This is a genomic window from Dyadobacter sp. (genome assembly GCF_051859145.1).
GTDB lineage: Bacteria > Bacteroidota > Bacteroidia > Cytophagales > Spirosomataceae > Dyadobacter.
In genome coordinates this window covers 1-3,333 of sequence record NZ_JBHYGF010000422.1, presented here as the reverse complement: position 1 = coordinate 3,333, position 3,333 = coordinate 1, and the positions used below count along the sequence as shown (strand labels likewise).

At 48.2% G+C, this 3,333-nt stretch carries 4 protein-coding genes; 1 reads left to right on the top strand and 3 read right to left on the bottom strand.

The annotated features are described in order from the left end of the window. Positions 1-40: 40 nt before the first annotated feature. Positions 41-265, top strand: coding sequence for a hypothetical protein (locus ACTIE6_RS20785; protein WP_439558459.1), 225 nt, complete (start codon positions 41-43; stop codon positions 263-265). 71 nt (positions 266-336) lie between these two features. Here ACTIE6_RS20785 and ACTIE6_RS20780 read toward each other — a convergent pair whose 3' ends face one another. From ACTIE6_RS20780 to ACTIE6_RS20770, 3 genes are all read right to left on the bottom strand, one after another. After that, positions 337-1,635: a DUF5690 family protein gene (locus ACTIE6_RS20780; protein ID WP_439558458.1), complete on the bottom strand. Its 1,299-nt coding sequence runs from the start codon at positions 1,633-1,635 to the stop codon at positions 337-339. A 15-nt stretch (positions 1,636-1,650) separates the two neighbouring features. Beyond that, positions 1,651-3,009 (bottom strand): aspartate aminotransferase family protein, encoded by a 1,359-nt coding sequence (locus ACTIE6_RS20775; RefSeq protein WP_439558457.1) that lies wholly within the window; start codon positions 3,007-3,009, stop codon positions 1,651-1,653. Between the two features lie 27 nt (positions 3,010-3,036). Further along, a partial coding sequence (locus tag ACTIE6_RS20770) for a PA14 domain-containing protein (RefSeq protein WP_439558456.1) occupies positions 3,037-3,333 on the bottom strand: 297 nt, incomplete at its 5' end.

Below are 3,333 nucleotides of genomic sequence, written 5' to 3'. Positions count from 1 at the left end.
AACAAATAAGACAAAGACAAGAATTTAAATTTTTAGAGCCATGAAAAATCTGATCACAACTTTCGCATTTGCATTGACATTGAGCAGCACTATCGCTTTTGCAAATAACAATAACGAAGTAAAAGAAGCGGCAAAAACAGCATTACCCGCCACTACTCCGGCACTTGAAACACCGGCCCCGCAAAACGGCAAAACGGTTAACGAATACAACAAGTACACGCCAGCTCAGAAAGCTTCCATTGTGGAGCTTAAACTGGCCAAATAGATTGAAATAAGGTTAAGGTGAAATTGAGATTTAAAAAGGAGAACACTAGCTTCTCCTTTTTTTATGACCTTTCAGATGACAGCCAGTGGCGCATTGTTGTTGGAAGACGAACTGCTTCGCCGCTTTTCCAGGCTCAGGTTGGTCAGCAGCAAGAGCAGAAACCCAACCCCGAACTGGATGTAGGCGAAGTGCATCAGCACGCCCGACCAGCTTAGTTCTTTTAGAAAAAATTCCTTGTAAAGCAATAACCCCACACTGCCGAGGTAACCGATGCTTTCGCACATATAAACGAAATAACCCGCATTGGCGCGGATCCGGTACAGCGCGATCATTCTGTCGAAAAATACAGTTTGCAGCAGCGTATAAGCCAGGAACAAGCCCATTCCTACAAAAAGCATCCAGTAAAAGCTGGTAATCAGTTTTTGCGAGAACAGGAAAGTCGATAGCCCGATCATCAGCATGCCCGCGAAGAGGATAATGTTGGTGGCACGAAAGCCGGCAAGGTTATCTTTGATAAAGCCCAGTGAGCCGATGATGATGAGCACTACCAGCCCGGTTATCATTTCTGTTTGTGTCAAAACACTGCTTACCCAATTCGTATCGACCTCGTTCCAGATCTCTATCATAAAATTGTCCCGAAAATCGCGTACTACCACGAGCGAGGCATAAAATACAACCATGCACAGCACGGGAAAACCAAATTGGCGCATTACCTGCTTTTTGTCCGGCTGCGTCATGGGCAGCCTTTCGGTGCGCAATGCAATATCCTCGGCAGTCGGCGCGGGGATCATGGAAAGCATCCAGACGAATATCAGAAAAAGAGGCAGAAACAATCCGCCCATGAGAGCGGGCATCCAGAATTCAGATACCTGGGGCAAAATGGTGTGTATTTCAATGTAGGTTGTTTTTAAAATCCCGGAGGCGACGACTACGCTGATGTTCAACCCCATCGAAAGCATTTCAGTAAAACGCCTTCCTTCGAGAAAACTGAATACAACTCCCCACACCATACCCAGCGGGAGCCCGTTTATAAACAGGAAAATGAAATTGTAAGGATGCGGAACCAGGCCGAAAAGCAACAGGGCAAGCTCGGCAATGATGATAAGGCTGATTACAAAAACAATGCGCCTGCCGGGTTTCAGCTCGGAAATAATGCGGATACCGATGAACTTTGAAATGGTGTAACCGGCAACCTGCGCGATGATCAGGACGGTTTTGTAGCTGAGGTCGCCCAGTTCCAGACCGTTGTATAAGCCAGCACTAAATGGCTTCCTGAATGCATACATGCAGAAATAAGCGCCGAAAGAGGCGATGATAGCCCAGAGAATAAACAGGAAGTTGGATCGGGCAAGTATTTCTTTCAATCGCATAATCCGGCTGTTTGGTCAGACAATGCCTGACGCGGTGATCAATGCATTCTCCAAGATTTGCAGCGACTCTGTAAGCTGCTTGCTTGTGATGATCAGTGGTGGCGAGAGTTGGAGCACGTTACCCTGGGAGACTTTGAAACTCAAACCGTTTTTCAGGCATTCGTACATCACCAGCTCCGCCTGTTTTACGGCTTTTTCCTTGGTTTCCCTGTCAGTTACCAGCTCAATGCCCCACAAAAGTCCGATCCCGCGCACGTCGCCGATCAGGGGATATCTATCTTGGAGATTTTGAAGCGCTGCGGACACAAACTGTTCGTCTTCCCGCACTTTTTCCAGGATTTGGTTTTGTTCAATATATTCCAGCATAGCCAGCGCGGCTACACTTCCGAGCGGACTTTTTTCATGCGTAAAATGACCGAGTGAAACGCCTTGCGCGACATTATAGCTGTCTCTTGCCACAATTGCCGCCATCGGCATAATCCCGCCGCCCAAACCTTTTCCGAGGCAAACGATATCCGGCTGGATACCATAATGCTCGAATGCAAACATCTTCCCCGTGCGACCGAATGCAATCGGGATCTCATCGAGTATCAGCAGTACTTCGTGTTTGGTACAAATTTCCCTGACCCGCTGCCAGTACGCCTGCGAAGGAATCTGCACATCGGTATTCCGGATCGTTTCAATCAGAAATGCACCGATATCCCCTTCCTTTTCAATCACATATTCGAGGTAATCTGCATAAGCCAGGTCGCCGCTTCCCGAAGCTGCAAAAGGCCCGCGATAAGTCATCGGAGGTGGAATGCGTTCCACGCCGGGCAGCATTGGCCCCATATCTTTCCTGAAATCCAGCTCGCCCCCGGCTGAAATTGCATCCAGCGAAGCGCCATGGAAAGAGTCCCAGAGCGAAATCACTTTATGCTTCCCAGTAACAATGCGCGCCAGTTTTAGCGCCATGCTGATCGCCGAGGTACCTCCCGGTGCAAACAATACCCTTTTCAAATCTCCCGGCATTAAATCGCCGAGCTTTTTGGCCAGCTCAATCGCAGGCACATTGGTGTACCGGCGCGGCGAAAAGGGAAGAATATCAAGCTGCGCTTTGACTTTTTCTACGATGTAAGGATTTCTGTAACCGAGCTGGTGCACATTGTTGCCATGAAAATCCATATACCTTTTACCCTGAATATCAGTCAGGTAAATACCATCACAAGAAGCAAGTACGTCCAGGCAGGGCGTCGACAAAGACTGGTGAAGAAAATGTGTTTCGTCTTCATTCAGCCACGAAATCGTTTCGGGATCTTTGATCAATGCGTACCAGTCGGCGCGGGCAGAAGATAAGTTGATATCGCCTTCTGTCCGGTTATGCGTTTCAGCCATTTGGTGAGGTGTCAGTGTTGATTGGGATTATTTTACAAACAGCTTGTCGGCAGGAATAAGCTGCTTCGCGAGGCCGGGACCTTTGTAGAATGCATCGAGCCAGAAGCCGCCGCCATTGTTATAAAACTCGACACGGATCGGGTGTTTGCCGGCTTTCAGTTCCATGGAGCCGGTTTCTTCCTGCACACCGTGGTTACCGTCGTTATTCACTACTTCTTTGCCGCCGATAAACAGCTTGCTTCCATCGTCGGATTGGGTTGAGAATGTGTATTTTCCTGCGTTGTCAATCTGGATAAAACCTTCAAAGCGTATTGCAAAACTTTC

Coding starts and splice junctions, on each gene's coding strand:
- ACTIE6_RS20780 (WP_439558458.1), bottom strand. CDS start 1,635: ATGCGATTGAAAGAAATACTTGCCCGATCCAACTTCCTGTTTATTCTC.
- ACTIE6_RS20785 (WP_439558459.1), top strand. CDS start 41: ATGAAAAATCTGATCACAACTTTCGCATTTGCATTGACATTGAGCAGC.
- ACTIE6_RS20775 (WP_439558457.1), bottom strand. CDS start 3,009: ATGGCTGAAACGCATAACCGGACAGAAGGCGATATCAACTTATCTTCT.